Source organism: Actinomycetospora chlora, assembly GCF_039542135.1.
Lineage (GTDB): Bacteria > Actinomycetota > Actinomycetes > Mycobacteriales > Pseudonocardiaceae > Actinomycetospora > Actinomycetospora chlora.
Window position 1 is genome coordinate 193,639 of the sequence record NZ_BAABHO010000001.1, and the last position, 21,338, is coordinate 214,976.

Here is a 21,338-nt window from a genome sequence, read left to right on the forward strand (position 1 = left end):
ATGGGAGAGATTCGTGGGGGTGCAGTAATGCGCGTGCTTCACCTGAACGACGACCTAGAGATCGGAGGTGTCGAACGCGTCGTCCTCAACCTCGCCCGTCAGCTCGAGAGCCGAGGCCACGTGGTCGGTGTCCTCGCAGCTGACGGTGGAGACCTCTGGGTCGAGGTTCCGATGAGCGCTAAGCAGTACCGCCTTGCCCCGAGAGAAGGAGTTCGGGGGTCTCTGATGTGGTTTATGGCTCTCCGCAGGATCGTGCGGGACGACGGGTGGCAGGTCGTGCACGCGCACCAGCGCGGACTCGCCCTCCTCGCTCGATTGGCCTTGGTCGGCCGGCGCGTCCCGGTAGTGGAACACGTCCACAGTCTCTTCGAGGCGACGTTCGTCGCACGGCTCCTGTCTTTCCGCGGCCAGCGGCTGATCGCGTGCGGTTCGGAAGTCGGCGCCATGCTCGAAGGTCGCTTTCACCGACCACGCTCGCGAATTGCAGTAATTGCCAACGCGGTACCCGACCCGTGGGAATCCGGTCGCCAACGTTGTGCGCCCAGCACAAAGAACTCCCTCAACATCGTGGGGATCGGTCGTCTGGCTCCGGAGAAGGATCCCGTTCGCTTCGTTCAGGTAGTGTTGAGTCTTCGGAAGATGGGCTACAACTGCTCGGCGAAGTGGCTCGGAGATGGTCCACTCCGCGATCAGGTAGCCGATTTTGTATCCGCGATGGGCGCGGACGAGTTCGTCGAGTTCCCTGGATCAACGAGCGAGGTGAGCAGAGAGATAGAGAATGCCAGTCTCGTCCTGCTGACGAGCAGGCGCGAAGGGCTTCCGCTCACGATCCTAGAGGGAATGAGCCTAAGTCGGGCAGTGGTGACGCCCGATGTCGGAAGTTGTAGAGACGTCGTAACCGACGGTGAGACGGGGATCTTGTTCGACGTGTCGGCGGACGCAGACACGATAGCGTCGCGGATAGCGGCGGCGGTGAGAGCGGGCAAGCTCCAGGCGCTGGGAGAGGCCGGTCGCCGTCGCTTCGTGGCGGACTGCAGCCTCGATGTCATGAGCCAGAAGGTCATCGATCAATATGTGCTCGCCATCGACGCCGTCTGACCCTGGCGGCCGCCACCGCAACCGCCGGCGGGGCTGCTGACGTCGACCTGGAACCCGACAAGGATTACGCCGAGTCCGGAACCTGCAGTGGCGCCAGAGGTGGTGCTTACAACGGGCCGACTCCTCGACGTTCGACAAGTGTACTCGAGTAGTCATCTTCACGACGCTGAGCAGCAGAGGGTCCTGCAGGCCGCACGGCGCCACTTGGGGGGCGACGATGGGACGCACGATACGCACGGGAAACAGTAAGGCGTCGTCAATTCTAGTGGTGGTGTTGGGAACGCTCGTGTTCGCGACTTCGTCGAGCGCGCCCGCCACACGCTCCTCCACCTTCGACCCAGAGCGGGTCATTCAGGGGAACTTCCAGACCTACGCGGCCGGCCCCTACGGCGCCTATACCGGCATGTGGGGGCGCTATCTCCCGCAGAACGACACCCTCGCCGCGGAGTCGTCCATGCGCGTGACCCCGGGGACGTTTCCGCGAGGTACTACATTTTGGTGGGACGTAACCCCTGATCCCGACTGGAACGGCGTCAACGGTTACCTGCACGTTGCATGGGGAAATTACGATGACAGTCCAGGAGCGATCACACCGCAACAGGTCAAGAACATCGCCGCGCTCGACGTTAGCATCGACTGGAGCTACAACGGAGACCCTTCTTCAGGACTGCTGTCGGAATGTTGGCTGACGCCCACGCCAACCCCTTCAGGAGTGCCTGACAGACAGTACGAGGTTGCGTTCTTCCCGAGGGTGTCGAGCGCTGGCGCGTCTTACTTGGCCAGCCTCCCGGTGGTAGGCGGCGGATCGTTCACTGACTCGAACGGGAACTCCTGGAACGTCCGAGAGGGCGTGTCGGGAACTGGCCAGCCCTACTACATTGCCTACCGGCCAAGCTACGTCGAGTTTCGAGGGACATTGCCGTACAAGGACTACTTCGCTTTCCTCGCTGAAGCTGGGAAGATCACGGGAAGTGAGTGGTTCAACGGGCTTGCATTCGGCGTAGAGCCCTTCAGTGGCTCAGCCAGCCTAGCAATTAGCGACTTGACCGTCCACTATACCAGAATGTAGATCAGCTCAAGGTCGCGCTGAAGGCGTCGTGAAGAGTTCGGTAACTCGGGGGCCGGCTGCTAGCGCCTGTACGCGATACATCAGAGTAGGCCGCGAGTGCCAGTCACGTCTTACCCTCGGAGTCTAGGCAGCTCCGGAGCTCCCTTGAGCGTTGCCCGCGCGTGCCCGGAGAGAGCTGCGGGTCCGCGAGGCGCGTCGACGGGCAAGTGCTGAGGCGACGGCTGGAGGCTCGAGGATGTAGCGGCGCCACAGCCGAGCGGGGTCGCGGGTGAGCCGGTATGCCCATTCGACACCGAGTCGACCCATCCAGCGAGGAGCAAGGTCTTGCTCGCCGGCGACATAATCCATGCAACCGCCGACGGTGCAGACGACGGTTGCGGTGAGGCGGGAGTAGTTCCGCGCAATCCACGCTTCCTGGAGCGGCATCCCCATCCCGACCAGGAGAACGTCTGGCTTGAAGTCATTCAGCCACGACAGGATGGCTTCATTGCCGTCGGAGCCCTCTGCAGGGTCGAAGTAGCCATCCCGAACGCTGATCTCAAGCCTGGGGTGGCGGGCCACGATCTCGGCTGCAGCACGATCGCCGACGCCTGGCGCGCCGCCGAGGAAGGCAATGCGTAGGCCAGCTTCCTCGGCGACCGGGAGAAGGCGGACGAGCCAGTCGGTGCTACCGACACGGTGCTCGCTCCCGAGGTGCGGGTGCCGCTTCTGCGCCAACCACAAGATCGGTGCACCGTCGATGACGATGTTCTCTGCGAGGTCGTAGAACGCCCGTACGTTCTCGTCTCTCTGCCACAGGTAGAAGCTGTGCAGATTATGGTTGGCGAGAAGCAGGCGATCACCGGTCAGAGAACGAAGAACGATCTCGTTGACGATCTGCGATGCCGTCATAGGCGTCAGCCGAAGGCCACCGGTTCGCACTGCATCAATGCGCTCTTCCTGGGGCGCCCGACACTGGTCCGGGACGACGTTCTCGTCGGTCCCGGCCGACCAGAATACAGACTTCTTGATCTGGACGCTGCTTACGGCGCCATCCGTCGTCGAAGTCGCAGGCGACATCGATGCTCCCCCCGAGCAGGCAGAACGCTTCCAGTCAGAAGCGGTGGTGTGCTTCGAAGTGTTAGTCGATGTCTGACTCCTGAGCGTTACGGCTCACGGTCACCTTCTGCTAGGCCAAATGGGTGGTCTGGTCAAGCGCTCAACCACGCCTTGATACTTCTTGTGACGTAGTTACGGCATCCACGCCGACGGGCGCGTGGACTGGTCACCGCGAGCGGGAGCCGCACGCGGATCTCTTTCCGAAGGTGGAACTGACCTGCAGGGGCATGCGTATTCCGATGGTCGACTACGCCGCTCTGGGCGGGGGTCGCCCTCGCGTCGTGGTCGTCGGCTCGTGGCCAGCCCGGCTCGTGGCCACCCCGATGGCTGACCAGGGCGAGCGGATAGCGCCCCACCCGGTACCGCCTGTTGGTTAGATTCGCGAAGACCGATGATGGGCGTTCTAGCTCGCGGAGCCTGGCAGGAGGGCGGGACCAGGCTGCGGATCCCACGGTTGTGATCCGTGGCTGACGTGGGTCCAGGCGACTGGCGCGGCCGCGGGTCCTCCCATCGGGATCGACTCCCCGCGTGCCCTACCGAAGGCGCGAGAGATGGGCGTCATGGACGGTGCGGTGCTTCGAGGTAGACCTGGCGCAGGTCGTCGAGGGTCGCTCCGGCCCGCACGGCCTCGAACGTCCACCCCGGGCCGTCGGTGGTCTCGACGTGCAGGCGGGGCAGGCGAACCTGGCCGCCGGTGACCGTCGTGCCGCCGTCGGGGCGGATGTCGACGATGTCGGTGGCGATGAGGGAGCGGACGGTGGGGCCTGGGCGCACGGCGTCGTCGCCGCGGTCGGCGGCGAAGACGAGCTCGTCGGGGTAGAGCAGCAGGTGACCGGCGGCGGTGCCCTCGGTCTGGGCGGGGTGGGGGCGGCCGAAAGCGGGGTCCAGCAGCAGGACCCGGCGGCGGGCCAGCGGCTTGCGGGGGGCGCGGGCGGCGCGGGCGACCTGCTCGGAGTTCCGCTCGGCCGGGACGTGGTTGGTCACGGGTGGCTCCGCGGCCCGGGCCCGGCGCTCCTCGCGGTACCAGCGGGGGCCGTACCAGGCCGGTCGCACGAACAGCAGCACCCAGCCCGCGAGCCACCACAGGACGAACAACAGGGCCAGCACCACGACGACGGGGTGGACGGCGAAGGCGGTGAGCGCGTAGAGCAGGAAGAGCGCGCACGTCGGCGGCCACACGGTGACCAGCCAGAACGTCAGGATTGCGTACTGCCACGAGCGCCAGCGGCCGCTCCACGCCAGCCAGATCACGGCCACGCCGATCAGCCCGAGGACGCCGAACATCAGCCGTTCGTCGGCGATCTCCGCGGCCTCCGCGGCCCCGCGAGCGACCACCCCGGTCGTCACCACGGCCCGAGGTCCTCCGTCTCGTCCTGGACGGCGTCGCCGAGGTCGCCGCCCGCGTCGACCAACCGGTCGTTGCGCTCGTCGACGTACTCGGCCGTGGCGTAGCCGACGATCGTCGCGCCCGCCGCGCCCAGGACCGCGCCGGCGACGGTGCCGACCCCGGGCACGACGCTGCCCACCGCGGCGCCCAGCGCGCCGCCGGCGAGGGCGGCCCCGCCGACGGTGGTGGCCTGCGCGGTGATACGGCCCGCGCGCTCGCCGGTGGAGTAGTAGGGGTTGGAGGCGTCCTCGAGGCCCTGGCCCAGCCCGGTGAGCACGGGGGCGGCGACGCTGCCGGCCCCGCGCGCGCCGTTGATGGTGTCCGCGCCGAGCCCGGCGCCGCGGCGCATGGTGTCGCTGACGAGGTCGTAGCCCACGACGCCCGCGGGGGCGGTGGTGAGCAGCCGACCGATCCCGTCGGCGCCGTTGATCGCGACGCTGCGGGGGATCGCGCCGTCGGCGAGCGTCTGCTGGGCGTTCTCGAACTCGTCGGTGGCGACGCGGGCGACGTCCGCGACGGCCGCCGCGGCCCGTTCGTTCGCGGCCCGGGCCCGGCGGCGCAGGTCGTCGATGACCTCCGCCGGCGCCTCCAGCCCGCTGCGGGCGGCGTCGAGCTGCGCGCTCGGCAGGCCGGCGCCCGGCCCGGTCACGGCGGCCCACGCCGCGTCGAACTGCGCCGACGCCTCGGCGACGGCGCGCTGCAGACCCTCGAGCTCGTCGGCGTAGGCGAGCAGCGGCGCCGCCGCGTCGGCCAGGCGTGCCATCGAGCCGACCCGCGCCCCCGTCCGAGCGGCAGCGCCGGCGAAGGCGTCGTGGGCCGCGCCCGTCCAACCCGAGCGCGTGGCCTGCGCGACGGCGTCGACCTGGCGCGCGGCGTCGGCGGCGTCCTCGCCGGCGATGCGCAGGCGGTCGGCCCCGGCGCGGATCGCGCCCGGGTCGCCCGGGATCCCCGACGGCATCGGCGCCCTCAGCCCGTCACGCCGCCGAACGACGCCGTCCCGTCGCCCGCGCGGTAGCGCTCCGCGGTCTCGGCCAGGGCGTGGGAGAGCTCGGTGGTCTCCTCGCCGAGCGACGTGGCCCGCTCCCGTGTCCGCTCGGCGAGCGCGCGCAGCGCTCCCGCCAGCGGGTCGTCGCCCGCGCCGTCGGCGGCCGTGGCGGCCCCGCCGACGTAGCCGTCCGCGAACGCCAGCACCGTGTGCTCCACCCGCGCCATCCCTGCCGCGGCCTCCTCGATCGCGGACAGCGTCACGTCGTACCCGCCGCCTGGCGCGCCCACGGCCACCCCCGTCCCGATCAGGTCTGCCCGACGGTAGCCGGACGGGACGGTCGTCCGGGGCCGTTTGCTCCGGACGGCGACAGCACCACGGGTTTCACCTCTTCAGGTGACGGTTCGGCCGTAGCGATGACCACCCTCCGTGGCGATACCCCGCTGAACGGATCTCGCGGGGGGAGTGGTCATGGACACACGGGAGTCGCGGGCCGACGTCAGGACGGCACCGGTGTTCGTCGACGCCAGCGGGCGTCGGCGCCGCGGTGTCGCGGTCGCCGGCTGGTTCGGCGCCGCGGCCTGCACCGCGTACCTCGCGGCGTTCGGGATCACCCTGAGCACGAACGCGGGGGTGGTGGAGGTCGTCGGGCAGACGCTGACGCCGAGCCCCTACGTCGACGACGAGGGTGACGACGACGGCGCGGAGGACCTCCCCGCCGACACCGTCGTCGCGACCGCCCCGGCACACCGGACGCCGGTGGTCGAGGCCGTCGCGGTCACCAAGCAGGCCCCGCAGGCCCGGACCTCCGGACGGCACGCCCGGACCGAGCCGGTCGCGTCGCCCCGGCACGGCGGCACCACCCCGCCGCGGGTGACGGTGCACCGCGTGCCGCGGCACGCGGCACCGACCGTCCCGGTGCACCACCCGGTGCGCCACGAGCAGCACCACGCCGGCGGCGTCGTCGCCGGCACCCCTCACTCCACCCCGGACGCCCCGTCCCACGGCGGGGGTACGGCCGGTGGCGGCTCGTCGTCGGGAGGCGCGGACCCGACGACGGGCACGGGGACGGGCACGGGGACGCCGCGGAGCGACTCGCCGGGCAGCGGGACGCCGAGCACGGGCACGACGGGCACCGGCACGACGACGTCGCCCGGCGGCACCACGTCTGACCCGGTCCTATGCGACGTCCTGACCACCACCTGCGCGACGGAGGCCTGACGTGGGCCGTCACCACACCCCCGCCCGCACCCGGCACCGCTGGGTGCCGCGCCGGGGCGTCGTGTTCATCGTGGTCGCGCTGATGATGTTCAGCTGCCTGCTGCTGGTGCACGGGCTGGCGGGCTCGCAGATCGGCGTCGACGCCGCCGCGCACCCGGACGCCGAGGCCACCGACGGCGTGCCGCCGGCGATCACCGCCGGCGGGCCCGTGATCGACGCGCGGGGTGCGCCGGTCAGCGCGCGGATGCCGGCGAAGACCGTCGCGCTGACGTTCGACGACGGCCCGGACCCGACGTGGACCCCGCAGGTGCTCGAGGTGCTGCGCCGCCACCAGGTGCCGGCGACGTTCTTCGTCGTCGGGTCGATGGCCGCGCGCCACCCCGACCTGCTGCGCGACATCCGTGCCGCGGGCTCCGAGGTCGGGCTGCACACGTTCACCCACCCCGACCTCTCCGACGCCTCGGGCGTGCGCATCGACCGCGAGCTCGCCGAGAACCAGCTGGTGCTCGCCGGCGCGCTGGGGGAGTCGAGCTACCTGCTGCGCCCGCCGTACTCGTCGACCGCCAACGCGGTCACGGCCGACGCCCTGCGCTCGTTCGAGGCGGCCGGCCGCGACGGGTACGTCACCGTGCTCTCCGACGTCGACAGCGAGGACTGGCAGCGTCCCGGCGTCGACGCCATCGTCCGCAACGCGACCCCGCAGAACGGCGCGGGCGGCGTCGTCCTGCTCCACGACGCAGGCGGCGACCGCTCGCAGACGGTGGCCGCGCTCGACCGCCTCATCCCCGAGCTGCAGGCCCAGGGCTACCGCTTTGCGACGCCGGAGACCGCGGTCGGGCTGCCCGCGGACAACCGGCCGGTCTCGACGGCCGCGCACCTGGCGGGCTCGACGCTCATCGGGCTGGTGGCGGTGGCCGGGGTCGTCGTCGACGCGCTGACCTGGCTGCTGCTGGTGGTCGGGGTCCTCGTGGTGCTGCGGCTGGTGCTGATGCTGGTGGTCGCCGTGCGGCACCACCGCCGCCGGCACGCGCCCGGGTTCTCGTGGGGACCGCCCGTGACGGCGCCGGTGTCGGTGATCGTCCCGGCCTACAACGAGAAGGAGAACATCGCCGCGACGGTGCGCTCGCTGGTGGCGAGCGACCACCCGGTGGAGGTGCTCGTCGTCGACGACGGCAGCACCGACGGCACCGCGGACATCGTCGAGGCGCTGCGCCTGCCGAACGTGCGCGTGATCCGGCAGGCCAACGGCGGCAAGCCGTCGGCGCTCAACGCCGGCATCGCCCACGCCCGTCACGACCTCATCGTCATGATCGACGGCGACACGGTGTTCGAGCCGACGACGGTCGGGCGGCTGGTGGCGCCGTTCGCGGACCCGACGGTGGGCGCGGTGGCGGGCAACGCCAAGGTCGCGTCCCGCCGGGGTCTGCTCGCGCGCTGGCAGCACATCGAGTACGTCATGGGCTTCAACGTCGACCGCCGCGTCTACGACGTCCTGCGCTGCATGCCGACCGTGCCCGGGGCCGCGGGCGCGTTCCGGCGGCAGGTGCTGCTGCAGGTCGGCGGGGTCAGCGACGACACCCTCGCCGAGGACACCGACCTCACGATGGCGATCTGCCGCACCGGGTGGCGGGTGGTCTACGAGGACGCGGCGCGGGCCTGGACCGAGGCGCCGGCGACGCTGGGGCAGCTGTGGCGCCAGCGCTACCGCTGGAGCTACGGGACGATGCAGTCGATGTGGAAGCACCGCCACGCGGTGGTGGAGCCGGGCGCGTCCGGGCACTTCGGGCGGGTGGGGCTCGCGCACCTCGCGGTGTTCCAGGTGCTGCTGCCGCTGCTTGCGCCGCTGGTGGACATCTTCCTGGTCTACGGGCTGATCTTCCTCGACCCGGTGACGACGCTGGTGCTGTGGGCCGCGGTCCAGGCGGTGCAGATGGTCGCCGCGGTCGTCGCCTTCCGGCTGGAGCGCGAGCCGCTCGGGGTGCTGGTGCTGCTGCCGCTGCAGCAGATCGTCTACCGGCAGCTGATGTACGCGGTGCTCATCCGGTCGATGGTCACCGCGGTCGGCGGCATCCGGCTCGGGTGGCAGAAGCTGCGCCGTGTCGGGGGGCTGGAGGACCTCCTGCAGGACGGCCCCGTGCCGGCCCCGGCGCCGAGCCCGCTCAGGGAGCCGGTGGGCGCCGCCCGAGCGCGTGCACGGTGAACCCGGCGCGACCGAGGACGTCGGCGTCGAGGATGTTGCGGGTGTCGACGACGACCGGCTGCGCGACCAGCTGGGCCAGGTCGGCCCAGGGGAGCGTGCGGAACTCCGGCCACTCGGTGAGCACGACGAGGGCGTCGGCGTTCTTCGCGAGGACGGCCGGGTCGTCGACGACCTCGATGCCGGCCAGCTGCGGTGCCTCGGAGTCCGGCGAGACCGCCGGGTCGTAGCCGACGAGCTCGCCCCCGGCCTGTCGGAGCAGGGCGGCGACGGCGATGGCGGGGGAGTCGCGCAGGTCGTCGGTCCCCGCCTTGAAGGTCAGGCCGAACAGGCCGAGGCGGGTGTGCGACAGCGAACCGGTCCGTGAACCGGTGACGGCCAGCCGGACCTTGTCGACCATCCGTTGGCGCTGCCGGACGTTGGTCTCGATCGACGCGCGCAGCAGGCGGAACTCGAAGTCGACGACGTCGGCGACCTGGAGCAGCGCGTGGGTGTCCTTGGGCAGGCACGATCCGCCCCACCCGGGGCCCGGGGTGAGGAAGGACTGACCGATGCGGTGGTCGTAGCCCACGCCCTCGGTGACGTCGTCGATGTGGGCGCCGACCCGCTCGCACAGCTCGGCCATCGCGTTGACGTAGGACAGCTTCACGGCGAGGAAGCAGTTGGCCGCGTACTTCACGAGCTCGGCGCTGACCGCGTCCGTCAGCACCGTCGGTGCTCCGAGCCGGGCGTAGAGCGCCGCCACCCGTTCCGCGGCGTCCTGGGTGTCGCTCCCGACGACGATGCGGTCGGGGTTGAGGAAATCGCGCACGGCCGAGCCCTCGCGCAGGAACTCCGGGTTGCTCACGACCGCGACGTCGTCGCGGCCGATGAGCTCGGCGGTCCGGCGTGCGGTGCCGACGGGGACCGTCGACTTGGTGACCACGACGGTCCCGAGCGGGAGCTCGTCGCGCACCTCCTCGACGACGCTCTCCACGGCGGTCAGGTCGGCGACCCCGCCCACGCCCATCGGCGTGGGCAGGCACAGGACCACCAGCTCGACGGGCCCGTCGGGGCTGGTGAGCGCCGCGTGGGCGCCCACCACGAAGGACAACCGCCCGGCGGCGAGGCCGGCGGTGACGAGGTCCGCGAGGCCGGGCTCCAGCAGGTCGACCTCGCCCCGGCACAGCGCCTCGACCTTGGCCTCGTCGATGTCCGCGCACACCACCGTGTGACCGAGCGACGCGAGGCACGCGCCGGTGGTCAGTCCCACGAAGCCGGCGCCGACGACACCCACACGACGAGCGAACATGCGGCTCTCCTGTCCGTTGGTTGGTGACTCGGAATCTGCGGCGGTCAGGTGGCCCAGAGCGGGACGGCGGCCGCCGTCGCGAAGGCGAGGCGAACGGGTAGCCACCTCGGCGACGGACCGAGCGCCCGGACCTCGGGCGTCTGGAGCAGCCGCAGGACCTCCCGGGCCTCGGTGCGCCGGCGCAGGCGGAGCCGACGGTAGGCACCGGCCAGGATGAACTGGTGGAGGAAGTCGGCCTCCCAGCGCCGCACCTCGCGCTCGGGGACGACACCGGACGCGACGGCGCGATCGAAGACGGTGCCGAGGACGGCGATCGTGCGGGGGTTCCACATCCCCGTCGTCGCGGCGGCCTCGTGGATCGTGTACGCGCAGGTGGCGACCGGCAGGCAGCGGGCGCCGTGCCGGGAGAAGAGCTTGACCCACATGTCGGTGTCGGCGGCGTCGCCCACCTCGGGGGCGAACATGCCGGCCTCGCGCAGCGCGGCGCGGCGCACGACCACCATCGGTTCCCGCACGAAGGACGAGTTGCGCAGCAGTCGCCGCAGCGCCTCCCGCGGCGTCAGGTACTGCTCGTCGTCGAAGGTCTGGTCCCGTCGTTCGGCGCCGTCGGCGTCCACGACGTGACCGCCGAAGACCATGACCTGCTCCCCGGCGGCCGCCCGTCCGAGAGCGTCGATCATGGGCTGACCACTGCCCGGCAGCATCAGGTCGTCGTCGCAGAGCATCTGGACCCACTCGCCGGTGGCCAGCTCGGCCGCCCGGTTCATGTTCTCGATGATCGGCAGGGCCGGACGGTTTCGGACGTAGCGGTGACCCCCCGGCCAGCCACTGAGCAGGCGCTCGACCACGCGCCCGGCGGCGTCGGTGTCCGAGCCGTCGGACACCGTGATCTCGACCTGCCCCGCGACCGCCTCCATCGCCGTGACGAGCGAGCGCAGCGCGCGTTCCAGCAATTCCGGGCGGTTCCGGGTGGGCATGGCGATGGAGAGGACGGGGCTCGTCACGAGGGACCTCCGGGGACGAGCGGACGATCGCCCGCACCGACGCCGTCACTGTCGTCGCCGGGTCGGGCGAGCGAATCGTCAGAATTGAGGGTCGCGGGTCAGGGCGCTGCGGGTCGCACCGCGGCGGCCAGGCGGTACACGGCCGCCCGGACGCGTTCCTGGGCCGGCGGGGGGAGCGCCGCGACGAGGCGTCGCCCGACGGCGAAGCGCTTCCTGAACAGCGCGCGCTCGAATGCCTCGTCGGGCGTCGTCGACGTGGGGTGCCGCAGCGGCCAGGGCATCCGGCGCGTGGGCACCTCGCCCTCCCGCCGCCACCGGGTGTGGGTGGCCTCGCCGTCGAAGCCGATGTTGGTGACGAGGTTGTCGGCGGGCATCACCGAGAGGCCCCCGCTGACCAGGATCGCCAGCGTCCAGGCGAACCCCCACGAATCGATGCGGCCCTCGTACACGCCGTCGAACTTCCCGCCGAACAGGCGGTACTCGGCGGCCGACGTCCGCGATCTGACCACCGCCCGCGCCTCGGAGTCCGCCCAGGCCCTCATCGCGGGGTCGTAGCGGTCCCAGGCGCTGCGCCACGTCGCCCAGCCCCAGATCGGGGCCGTATGGGTGAAGAGGTAGCTGTCCCCGGCGGCGTCCCACGAGCCGAAGTCGTTGAACCCGCCGATCATCATGACGTCGCTGTCGTCGCGGTAGCGGTCGAGCAGCTCCGCGCAGAACGGGAAGAAGTCGGGCCCCGGCAGGCAGTCGTCCTCGAGGATGATGCCGCTCTCCTCGTGGGTGAGCAGCCAGTCGATCGCCCCGGCCACGCCGCGCTTGCAGCCGAGATTGGTCGGCCGGTACAGCCGCCGCACCTCGCAGGGCCAGGGGATCTGCTCCAGCACCCGGCGGGTCGCGGCGCAGAGCTCGGCGTCGGAGGGGACGTGCGCGCGCGGCCCGTCGGCGGCGAGGTAGAGGCGCCGTGGCGCCGCGGCCCGGACGGCCTCGAGCACCCGACGGGTCTTGTCGGGTCGGTTGAAGGCGACGATCAGCACGGCCACGTCGGCGGGCACTCGCACGGCCCCCTTCCGGGCGCACGGCCGTCGAGCGACCGAGGTGACGTGGAGATTAGGCACGCCTCGTTCGCGGGGTCCATCGACGCCCAGCGGTTTACCCAATTTTCGCGTCCCGGCTGCTTCCGGAGAGACGGGCGGCGCCCCCAACTTTGACGATTCGCCGGGACGGCCGAGCCGTGACGATGGTGCGCAGGGAGGGTGCGCCGGGAGGGGTGAGAGTGGAGACGAATCACCAGCTGACAGGGTCCGGAACCTCGGGGGCGGCCGACGACGATAGTCCCTGGACCGGTGGACCGGGTCTTGTCCGCTCTCTGTGGCGGTACCGGCTCGTCATCGTCGCCGCCGTCGTGACCTGTGCCGTCCTGGGGTTCGCCGCGTCGCTGGCGCTCCCGGCCCAGTACGAGGCGCAGGCGGACCTCTATCTACGCGATCCCGGGAGCCCCGCGGTCCTGACCCTGAAGGACTTCAACCATTCCGGGACCGGCGACCACACCCTCTTCATGGCCACCCAGGCCTCGCTCGCCGGTTCGGACACGGTGTTCGGGCGGGCACTGCAGATTCTCGGCCGAGGCGGGGCGGCCTCGGACCTCAGGTCCACCGTGACGGTGGCGCCGTCGACCGATCTCGCTTCCGTCACGATTCATGCCTCCTCGGACGACCCCGTCGAGGCCGCGGCCCTGGCGAACGCCGTCGGCACCGCCTACGTACAGGTGAGCGGCGAGCGCCTCGCGGCGGCCACGGATGCGGCGATCAGGCACCTCCAGGACGTCATCGCTCCGCGCAACGTCGAGCTCGACTCCCTCAAGGCGCGGGCCGCGCGGGCGAGCGGCACCGAGCAGGCGGCCCTGGAGCGACAGGCGCTGTACGTGGCCGACATGATCGGCGCCCTGCAGGCCAACCAGAATGACGTCGCCGCCCAGGCCGCGCTCTACGGATCGGGCGTCGAAACGTTCCAGCAGGCGAGCCCGCCCACGACGTCATCGCAACCTGCGCCGGCGCTGCTCGCGCTGCTGGGCGGGTTGTTCGGCCTCGTCCTGGCGGGCGGCTGGGCATGGTGGGCCGCGGGGCGCGACCGCCGCGTGGAGGCGGAGGAGGATGCCGGGGCGATCCTCGGGGTCCCGCTGCTCGGTGAGACGCCGCAGCTCGGCGCGGAGCTGCGCGGGACGGGCGGACCGCGCACTCCGCCGGGCGAGCTCGATCCCGTAGCGGCCGAGGCATACCACTTCGTCCTGGCCTCGTTGGAGCATGCCCTCTCCCGGGTGGGCGGCAAGGTCGTCGCCGTGGCCAGCGCCGGGCAGGGCGACGGGAAGACCGTGACCGTCCTCAACCTCGCGCGCGCTGCGCGGCGGGAGGGGCGCACGGTGCGTCTGGTCGATGCCGACGAGCGCACACGACGGTTGTCGCGGCTGTGGGGCGACGGCGGTGAGCACTCCGAGGTGATCGACCTCGGTCACGCCGGCGAAGAGGCCCCTGCGGTCGCCCTCGTCGGGACGGTCTCGCAGAACGGCTCGGGCGAGCAGGACGGCCCGAGCGAGCGCAACGGGCACCACCCGGCCGTCTTCGTCCGCTCGAACGCCTTCAGCGAGCTGATCAGCCCCTCGGATGAGCCGGCCGACATCGTCCTGATCGACACCCCGGCCCTGCTCGACGTCTCGGAGACCGTGGCGATCGCCGACCGCGCCGACGCCGTCCTGCTCGTCGTCAACCGGGGGACCTCGTTGTCCGACCTGCGACGGGCCCGCGAGCGGCTCGCCTTCACCGACACCCCGCTCGTCGGCTACCTGCTGAACCGCGGGCTGTCGAAGCGGCCCTACGCCGACGTCGGCGGCCGGGGCCCCCGTACCCACCTCTGGCGCTGGGCTGCGGGACGGGGAGAGGACGCCGTCTGAGATGCGTGTCGCTGCCGTCATGGCGGTCCACGACCGCTGCGCCTTGACGCTCGAGTGTCTGGACGACCTGGCTGCTCAACGCCTGCCCGGGGGCACTCTCGACATCGTCGTCCTGGACGACGCGAGCACGGACGGCACAGCCGAGGCGGTGGCACGCCGCCATCCGTCGGTCCGGCTGCTCCACGGCGACGGCAACCAGTACTGGAGCGGCGGCATGCGCCGCGCCCTGGAAGCGGCCATGGCGGACGACTACGACTACTACCTGTGGATGAACGACGACACGGCGCTCGTCGATGACGGTGTCCTTGCGGTACTCGTGCGCACCGAGCAGGAACTCCGCGAGCGCGGTCACGGGCCCGTCATCGTGGTCGGGACGACCCGCCATCCGGACACCGGGGAACCGACCTACGGGGGGCGCACCCGGCTCGACCGCCGGCGCCGGATGAAGTGGACGTTGGTGCCACCCGGAGACGAACCGCAGCGGTGCGAGACGATGAACGGCAACGTCGTCCTGGTCTCCCGGGCCGTGGTCGAGCGGATCGGCAACATCGACCCTGCCTACGTCCAGCAGATGGGCGACTTCGACTACGGGCTGCGAGCCGGCGCCGCAGGCTGTGGGATCTGGGTCGCCCCGGGCACGGTCGGGGTGTGCGCCTCGCACTCACGGCGCCGGACCGACCAGGAGCCCCTGAAGCGTGAGCTGGGGCGGCTGTGGTCGGCGAAGGAGCTGGCACCCCGGCCGTGGCTCGTCTTCGCCCATCGCTGGGCGGGCCGCATGTGGTTCGTCTACTGGCTGAGCCCGTACGTGCGCAGGGGGCTCGCCCTGATCGTCGAGCGAACCCGCGTCCGCTCCGCCGTCGCCGACGTCCGATAGGTCGGGAGGGTGGACACGTCGCGACCCGACGCCGGAGACGGCGCGCCCGCCGTGGCGGGCCGGGCGAGCCTGACCGGCCGGGCCGCATCCGGCCTGAGCTGGTCTGCCCTCTCCACCGTGGCGCTCGTGGTCGCCAACCTCGCGTTCACCGCGACGGTCTCCCGCCTGCTCGGGCCCACGGCGTTCGGTCTGATGGCGATCGCGAACCTCGTCGTGCTGTTCGGTCAGTACTTCGCCCGTATGGGACTGGCCTCCGCGCTGGTGCAGAAACCCGACCTGAGCGACGAGGAGATCCGTGCCGCCTCCACGGCCGGCGCCGTGGTCGGGCTGGTCTGTCTCGGGCTCGTCTGGTTGCTGGCCCCGGCCGTCGCCGGGCTGTTCCATGCGCCCGAGGTGGTGCCGGTCGTCCGTGGTCTGGGCGTGTCGTTCGTGTTCGTGGGCTGGTCCATGACCGGCCTCGGCCTGCTGCGGCGCGAGCTGCGTTTCCGCGCACTGTCGATGATCACGGTCGGCTCCTACGTGGCCGGTTATCTCGTGATCGGTGTCGGCCTGGCGCTGCTCGGCGCGGGGGTCTGGAGCCTCGTGGCGGCGACCGTCTCCGCGACGATGGTCCAGGCGGTGTGGCAGTTCGCCGTCCTGCGCCACCCTGTCCGGCCCGTGCTGCACTGGCCGCCGTACCGGACGGTGTGCAGCTACGGGACCCGGCTCTCGCTCGCCCACGTCCTGGACTACATCGGGAGCAACCTCGACACCTTCACGGTCGCGCGTATCGCCAGTACGGCGATGCTGGGGCAGTACAGCCGGGCCTACTACATCGTGGTCCAGCCGCTGGGCTACTACCTGTCCGCGGCGCTGTCCAATGTGGCGTTCGCGACCTTCAGCCGGGTCCAGCAGGACGCGGCGCGGCTGCGCCGGGGCTACTTCAGCGTGACGTCGCTCGCCGCGGTGCTGGTCGTCCCGATGTGCGCCGGTATGGCCGTCGCGGCGCCGGACCTGGTCGCCGTCGTGCTCGGACCACAGTGGGGGCAGGCCGCCGTGCTGGTCCCGTGGTTCGCTCTGGCCGGGGGCTGCCACGCCCTATCGCAACTGTCCCAGTCCCTGGTCGAGGCGCGTGCGGACCTGAACCGCTCCGTCGTCGTGCAGGTCGGGTACCTCCTCGTGCTCGCCGCGCTCATCCTGGTCGCGCTGCCGTTCACCGCGCACGGCCTGTGGGTGATCGCCGCAGCGGTCGCGGCGGCGGAACTGCTGCGCTACCTCGGCTATCTCGGGCTCGTCCGGCGCGTGCTGGGACTGTCGGCGTCGTGGATGTGGCGAGCCCACGTCCCGGCGCTGTTCGCCGGTGGCGGCGTCGCGCTGGCCGTCGCCGCCGTTGGCTGGTGGCTGGCCGGCTCCCCGTCGATCGTCCTGCTGGTCTCCGAGATCGTCGCTGCAGCGCTCGCGCTGGCCCTGTCCGTCCGGGTGTGTCCCGTGCCGTCCATCCGTGCCGACCTGCGGTACCGGCTCGCGGCGGCCGAGCTGCTCGGCCCTCCCCGAAGCCGACGCCGGCGTGCCGCGGCGCTGGTCCTGGGCCGGCCGGACGAGGCCGTCGGAGAGGAGCGGCCGTGAGCGTCCTGCTGCTCGGCCTCGCTGCGGTGGTCGTCGCGGCCTTCGGTCTCGCCCTGCTGGACCTGGTGATCAGACGCGCCGACATCGGTGCCGGCCTCGTCTTCCTCTCGGCGATCGTGCAGGCGGCGTTCGTCTTCGACGTCCCGTCGGTCCGCTTGGGCGGGATGCGGGTGGGCGTCACCGATGTGGTGGTCGTCCTCGTGCTCGCCGCGGCGCTGGCCAGGTGCCTGAGGCTCCGCCGGTTCGGCCGTCACCAGTACTGGCTGATCATGCTGGGCACCCTGCTGCTCGCGTCGCTGGTGCTGGGGATCGCCGCGCACGGGGTCTCGACGGCCGTCAACGACTCCCGTCAGTACCTCTTCTTCGCCGGTGCCGCCCTGTACATGGCGACATTCCGGCCGTCCCTCGAGCTCTACGACCGCATCGGGCGGATCTGGCTGGGCACGGCGGTCCTGATGAGCCTGCTGGCGTGCGTCCGCTGGCTCGACGTGTTCGGCGGTATCGACCTCGGTGTCCCGGCCGAACGCTTCGGGGTGGACACCGCAGTACGCGTACTCGACGGGCCGTACGCGTTCTTCCTGGCCGGACCGTTGCTCCTGACGATCCCGTTCTGGCTGCGGCGGGGGCAGCCTCGATGGATCCGGGTGCTGGGAGCGGTCTTGCTGGTCGTGATCGTCGTGCTCGACCGCCGGACCGTGTGGTTGGCGATCCTGGTCGGTGTGGCGGTGCTGCTGCTGCGGGGGCGCAGGCCGTCGGCGCGCGCCGTCGCGCTGGTGGTGGCCGCCTCCGCGATCACCTTCGCCGTCTTCGCCGGGGACGTGCTGGCGCGCGACCAGGCTGCACACGGGACGGTCACGAGCACCGGGTCGGTCACCTGGCGGATCGAGGGCTGGTCCGATCTCGTCGACAGCTGGTCGGCCAGCCCGGTGAACTGGCTCGTCGGCGAGCCGTTCGGCAGCGGGTTCTCCCGCGTGGTGGAAGGTTCCACCGTCGAGGCCCATCCGCACAACTTCTACATCGAGACGATGATCCGCGCGGGCGTGGGAGGGCTCCTCGCCCTCCTCGCCCTCACCGTCGGCCTGCTGCGCAGGCTGTGGCGGGTCCCGGTCCGGGGCGGCGGCCTGTTGGACCCCAGCATGCTTCCACCGCTGCTGGCCATGCAGGTGATCTGGGATCTGACCTGGGTCCCCGGTCTGGAACAGGGGATCGTGACCGGCATCGCGATCGCCGTCGCCGTCGCGGGTGTGCGCAGACGTGCACCGGGCCCGTGCCTGCCGGGGCCGGTCGGGGTGCGCGACCGGGTCAGGTCCGATCGGACGCACCGAGACGATCCGGAGTCCGGCTCAACGAGAGGTGATGTGGTGAGCGACCGTGCCAGTGGATCGGGGCGGCCCCGCGCGGAGGTCGACTCATGAAGATCGCACGCCTCTACGCGCATCTGAGCCCTCAGTTCCGGCTGCGCCGCATGTACCGCTTCGCCGAGGAGTTCGAGATCGACTCCGGCACGCGGATCCTCGACGTGGGAGGGTCCCACCACATCTGGGAGCTCCTGCCCGTCCGGCCGGACGTGGTGTTGGTGAACATCCTGCCGCCGGACGCCGAGGACGCCGCGGAGATCGAGCGGAGCCCGAACCTGCATGCCGTACTGGGCGACGCGTGTCGCCTGCCGTTCGAGGACGACGCGTTCGACCTGGTCTTCAGCAACTCCCTGATCGAGCACCTCTTCACGTTCGAGAACCAGCGGCGGTTCGCCGACGAGTGTCGTCGGGTCGCGCCGCGGTACTACGTCCAGGTCCCGAACCAGCGCTTCCTCATCGAGCCACATCTGCTCACGCCGTTCATCCACTGGCTCCCCCAGCGGGCGCGAGCCCGGCTGCTGCGCAACTTCACGGTCTGGGGGCTCCTCACCAGGCCGACCCGGGAGGACTGCGCGCACTTCGTCGAGGAGGTCCGTCTGCTGACCAAGCAGGATCTCGGCCGGCTGTTCCCGGAGGCCGAGATCTGGCACGAGCGGGTGCTCGGCCTGTCGAAGTCGTTCATGGCCGTCAGGAGCGGACGTCGACCGGACGGGGAGACGAGCCGGGACGACCGCCGCGTGGCGCAGCCGGACCGGGTGCTGGGCGGCCCACAGCGGTAGAGCGGCCGCAGGGTTGGACGCGAGCCCCACCGCAGCCCGCGTCGGGCTCGTCTACGAGTGGTCCGAGTAGGGCTTCGAGAAGAGGAAGTATGCGTAGCGCCCGTCGAGTTCGTTGTCGGGGGCCAGCTCGACCGACACGGGTTCGAGGCCGCAGCGCTCGCCGAGCTGCCAGAAACCGCTGATCGTGTAGGTGGTCATCCGGGCGAGACCGGAGCGGTAGGCGCGGTGGCGGGAACGCGTCCACCATCGCCCGTCGTCGTACTTGATCTGCACGAGTGCAAGGCCCCCACGCGCCAGGAGCTGGTGGGCTATGCGGAGCAACCGCTCACCGTAGTGCTGGGTGGGGATCAATTCGAACACGTAGAAGCTGAGGAAGATGTCGCAGGTGCCGGCACCGACGTCGTCGATCGCCCGCTCCGGCCGCGAGACCTCGATGGTCACGGGCACGTACCTGGTGTCGCAGACCGCGGCGACCTGATTGCCGCACTCCGTGACGCTGTCGCCCGAGACGTCGACACCGATGAACTCGTTGGCGCGGCTCGCGAAGTGCACTGCGTTCGCTCCGCCGCCACACCCCCATTCGATCACTCGATCCCAGGGACGGGCGAAGTCCACGGCACGTGCACCACGCTCGAGCATCGCGAGGTGCTGGGCGCCGAGGTGGTGCCAGAGGTCGCCGTCCGCGAAGATCTGCGCGTCGCGCCAATGCGAGTTCGCACGCCACCTGTCCGTGTCCGGGCCACTCCAGTAGTCCTGTGCGTCCGCCGAGATGCGTTCTTCGGACTGCGTGCCGCCACACGTGGCCAACGCTCTCTGGAAGGCGGCCTCAACGTTGAGGGACCATTCCTTGATCGTGCGAGTCATTTCGGCCACACCCGACCGTAGCATGTGAGAGCTTGATCGGAGAGGCGCAAAATCCGACACGGTCCGGGCATGTGTCTTCGCGAAGACGAGGAAGTATTTCCGATCTCTGCGAGCGATACAGTGGTGATCCATTTCTGTCTCGGCGGGACGGCCCGCTCAGCAATTCCGTCCGGGGGATCGACGGGCCCTGCGGCGAGGCAGGGGCGAGCAGGATCGCCAGCTCCTCGATGCGATCGCCCCGCCGAGCTCGTCGTTCGCGATCTGCACGGGCCCGCCGCGGTCGGCTACTCGCAGGCCGCCGACTGGATGGTGTTGGCCGTGAAGGTGATATCACGCGCGGCGAGGTCGGCGCTGTTGTCGGCGGTGACGCCCGTTGGCGTCCCCCCGTCGGGCGTGGCGCAGATCAGGTTGTCGTGGACGTGGAAACGGTCGAGCAGGTGAGGGGGCGGGGTCGCCTCGGGCCGGTCCTGCTGGGTTCCGGTGATCCCGTTCTGGTTGCCGGACAGGCGGTTGCCGGAGACCTCGACGTCGGAACTGGAGGCCGCCGTGATGCCGCCGCCGTTCCACGCGGGGGCCACGAGCCCGTTGCGGAACACCCGGTTGTCACGGATCACGCCGGTCCGGCTGATCTCGTAGTAGATGCCTTCGGCGTGGTTGCCCTCCACGAGGTTGTGCTCGATGAGCGCATCGTGGGCGTTGATGTCCGCCCAGAGGCCCCGGCAGTCGTTGTCGTGGACGTGGGCATTGCGAATGACCACCTGCCCGACATCCCATTTCATCCCTCCGCCCTCGAACTCGCAGGGGGCGTGCAGCGCGTGGTTGTCGGCCAGCTCCGGCCCGTCGATGGTGGCCGGATCGGTGTCCAGACCGTCCAGGAGGATCCCGGTGGTCGCATTTCCGCCGACCCCCATCTGGTCGTTGTCGTTGTAGTGGCCGCCGAGAATCGTCATGCCGTCGGAGGCGAGAAGGCCGGCCCACGAGTTCTGCACCGCGGTGATGTTGCGGACGACCCAGCCGGTCGCGCGGGCGTCGGGCTGGATGGCCCCGCCCTGCCTGCCGCTCTCGTACTCCCGCACCGTGATCGAATCCAACGTCACGTCGAGAGCGCCGCCCGAGAAAGCCGACCGGAGGCGCCGTTCACCGTCGAGAACGGCGCCCGGCTCCCCGCAGAACACGTCGCCCGACTTCGGCTGAACAGCGAAGTTCCGCAGGTGGATGCCGGCCTCGACGAGATAGGTGGTACCGGGCGGGTGGCGGTCCAACACAGTCTGCGCGTCGTCCTCAGGGCCGATCGCCACACCGGCGTCCGCGACACACCTCGAGGCCCGCGCCGGGTCCGTCGTCGTGACGGCGGACGCCCGGGGTGGCTGGGCTGACGAGTCGATCGGACGGGGCGAGAAGGCGTCCGCTGCGGCCAGGCCCACGACGAGGGCCGCGGTGAGCGCCCATCTCCGCCGCCGGCGTCCGGCGGGCAGGGACGTCGCGTCAGCACGGCTCTCGTCGGGGCGTCGCCACGTCACCCGGCAGGCTGCTTCCCGGTGTGGTCAGCCGCTGTCGTGCCGGCCTG

Annotated in this window: 18 protein-coding genes; 9 read left to right on the forward strand and 9 right to left on the reverse strand. The window is 71.0% G+C overall.

The window, feature by feature from the left end; translation table 11 throughout:
- Both ABD994_RS00855 and ABD994_RS00860 read left to right on the forward strand, forming a co-directional pair.
- Nucleotides 1-1,098, forward strand: a complete 1,098-nt coding sequence (locus ABD994_RS00855) for a glycosyltransferase (RefSeq protein ID WP_345410426.1) — start codon at nt 1-3, stop codon at nt 1,096-1,098.
- Nucleotides 1,099-1,315: 217 nt separating this feature from the next.
- Nucleotides 1,316-2,167, forward strand: a complete 852-nt coding sequence (locus tag ABD994_RS00860) for a hypothetical protein (protein WP_345410341.1) — start codon at nt 1,316-1,318, stop codon at nt 2,165-2,167.
- A 123-nt stretch (nt 2,168-2,290) separates the two neighbouring features.
- Here the strand turns inward: ABD994_RS00860 and ABD994_RS00865 are convergent, their stop codons facing one another.
- From ABD994_RS00865 to ABD994_RS00880, 4 genes are all read right to left on the reverse strand, one after another.
- Nucleotides 2,291-3,226 carry a WecB/TagA/CpsF family glycosyltransferase gene (locus tag ABD994_RS00865; protein WP_345410343.1) on the reverse strand — a complete coding sequence of 312 codons (936 nt, stop codon included), beginning with the start codon at nt 3,224-3,226 and terminating at the stop codon, nt 2,291-2,293.
- 597 nt (nt 3,227-3,823) lie between these two features.
- Nucleotides 3,824-4,615: a hypothetical protein gene (locus tag ABD994_RS00870; RefSeq protein WP_345410345.1), complete on the reverse strand. Its 792-nt coding sequence runs from the start codon at nt 4,613-4,615 to the stop codon at nt 3,824-3,826.
- Entirely contained in the window at nt 4,609-5,610 is a 1,002-nt protein-coding gene (locus ABD994_RS00875) for a hypothetical protein (RefSeq protein ID WP_345410347.1), read from the reverse strand. The genes ABD994_RS00870 and ABD994_RS00875 overlap by 7 nt, the downstream gene beginning before the upstream one ends.
- Before the next feature lie 8 nt (nt 5,611-5,618).
- A complete protein-coding gene (locus tag ABD994_RS00880) occupies nt 5,619-5,927 on the reverse strand; it encodes a type VII secretion target (protein WP_345410349.1) in 309 nt (102 codons plus the stop codon).
- A 181-nt stretch (nt 5,928-6,108) separates the two neighbouring features.
- Between ABD994_RS00880 and ABD994_RS00885 the strand changes: the two genes are divergently transcribed.
- Both ABD994_RS00885 and ABD994_RS00890 read left to right on the forward strand, forming a co-directional pair.
- Nucleotides 6,109-6,858, forward strand: coding sequence for a hypothetical protein (locus tag ABD994_RS00885; protein ID WP_345410351.1), 750 nt, complete (start codon nt 6,109-6,111; stop codon nt 6,856-6,858).
- 1 nt (nt 6,859) lies between these two features.
- Entirely contained in the window at nt 6,860-9,058 is a 2,199-nt protein-coding gene (locus ABD994_RS00890) for a bifunctional polysaccharide deacetylase/glycosyltransferase family 2 protein (RefSeq protein WP_345410353.1), read from the forward strand.
- On the opposite strand, the gene ABD994_RS00895 is transcribed toward ABD994_RS00890, so the two are convergent.
- The 3 genes from ABD994_RS00895 to ABD994_RS00905 form a co-directional block, all read right to left on the reverse strand.
- Entirely contained in the window at nt 9,018-10,346 is a 1,329-nt protein-coding gene (locus ABD994_RS00895; protein WP_345410355.1) for a UDP-glucose dehydrogenase family protein, read from the reverse strand. The genes ABD994_RS00890 and ABD994_RS00895 overlap by 41 nt on opposite strands.
- 44 nt (nt 10,347-10,390) lie before the next feature.
- On the reverse strand, nt 10,391-11,350 hold the full coding sequence (locus ABD994_RS00900) for a glycosyltransferase family 2 protein (RefSeq protein ID WP_345410357.1): 960 nt from the start codon (nt 11,348-11,350) through the stop codon (nt 10,391-10,393).
- 98 nt (nt 11,351-11,448) lie between these two features.
- Nucleotides 11,449-12,399 carry a glycosyltransferase gene (locus ABD994_RS00905; RefSeq protein WP_345410359.1) on the reverse strand — a complete coding sequence of 317 codons (951 nt, stop codon included), beginning with the start codon at nt 12,397-12,399 and terminating at the stop codon, nt 11,449-11,451.
- A gap of 185 nt (nt 12,400-12,584) precedes the next feature.
- Here ABD994_RS00905 and ABD994_RS00910 point away from each other — a divergent pair, with 185 nt between their 5' ends.
- From ABD994_RS00910 to ABD994_RS00930, 5 genes are read left to right on the forward strand one after another with little or no spacing between them, the layout of a single operon-like run.
- Nucleotides 12,585-14,291 (forward strand): tyrosine-protein kinase domain-containing protein, encoded by a 1,707-nt coding sequence (locus tag ABD994_RS00910; RefSeq protein ID WP_345410428.1) that lies wholly within the window; start codon nt 12,585-12,587, stop codon nt 14,289-14,291.
- A gap of 19 nt (nt 14,292-14,310) precedes the next feature.
- Nucleotides 14,311-15,165, forward strand: a complete 855-nt coding sequence (locus ABD994_RS00915) for a glycosyltransferase family 2 protein (RefSeq protein WP_345410361.1) — start codon at nt 14,311-14,313, stop codon at nt 15,163-15,165.
- A 9-nt stretch (nt 15,166-15,174) separates the two neighbouring features.
- Nucleotides 15,175-16,770, forward strand: coding sequence for a lipopolysaccharide biosynthesis protein (locus tag ABD994_RS00920; RefSeq protein ID WP_345410363.1), 1,596 nt, complete (start codon nt 15,175-15,177; stop codon nt 16,768-16,770).
- Nucleotides 16,767-18,185: an O-antigen ligase family protein gene (locus ABD994_RS00925; protein WP_345410366.1), complete on the forward strand. Its 1,419-nt coding sequence runs from the start codon at nt 16,767-16,769 to the stop codon at nt 18,183-18,185. The genes ABD994_RS00920 and ABD994_RS00925 overlap by 4 nt, the downstream gene beginning before the upstream one ends.
- Nucleotides 18,182-18,907 carry a class I SAM-dependent methyltransferase gene (locus ABD994_RS00930; protein ID WP_345410368.1) on the forward strand — a complete coding sequence of 242 codons (726 nt, stop codon included), beginning with the start codon at nt 18,182-18,184 and terminating at the stop codon, nt 18,905-18,907. Before ABD994_RS00925 ends, ABD994_RS00930 begins: the two co-directional genes overlap by 4 nt.
- Nucleotides 18,908-18,958: 51 nt before the next feature.
- Here the strand turns inward: ABD994_RS00930 and ABD994_RS00935 are convergent, their stop codons facing one another.
- Nucleotides 18,959-19,771, reverse strand: coding sequence for a class I SAM-dependent methyltransferase (locus tag ABD994_RS00935; RefSeq protein WP_345410430.1), 813 nt, complete (start codon nt 19,769-19,771; stop codon nt 18,959-18,961).
- Between the two features lie 284 nt (nt 19,772-20,055).
- Nucleotides 20,056-21,069, reverse strand: a complete 1,014-nt coding sequence (locus ABD994_RS00940; protein ID WP_345410370.1) for a right-handed parallel beta-helix repeat-containing protein — start codon at nt 21,067-21,069, stop codon at nt 20,056-20,058.
- Nucleotides 21,070-21,338: the final 269 nt, after the last annotated feature.